Consider the following 303-nt stretch of genomic DNA (forward strand, 5'->3'; position numbering starts at 1 on the left):
CTCGTACAAGGGGTCGATGATCTGCTGATAGGCCACCATCATCTCGCGGTTCGACTTATGGCCGAGCGTGCCGCCGAACAGACCGCACTGGGCACGGCACGCGCCCGAGTAGATCTTCGTCTCCGGAACCTCTACCGTCTCCTCGCCCGTTTCCGCCAGCGTCTCCTTGGCGGGGGCGCAACCGACGAGCGCGCCGGTGGCCGTCAGCGCGGCCGCTCCCTTGATGAAATTTCTGCGCGAGAAACTCATGCCCGTTGTCTGTTCGGTCATGTCCTGACTCCTCTCTCTCCCTCGCATGTTGAC

Annotated in this window: 1 protein-coding gene; it reads right to left on the minus strand. The window is 63.0% G+C overall.

From position 1 onward, the window contains the following. Positions 1-270 (minus strand): twin-arginine translocation signal domain-containing protein (locus NE591_RS14210; protein WP_256156977.1); only part of this gene is annotated, 270 nt, incomplete at its 3' end. Positions 271-303 lie beyond the last annotated feature (33 nt).

Source organism: Adlercreutzia sp. DFI.6.23 (assembly GCF_024462535.1).
Lineage (GTDB): Bacteria > Actinomycetota > Coriobacteriia > Coriobacteriales > Eggerthellaceae > Adlercreutzia > Adlercreutzia rubneri.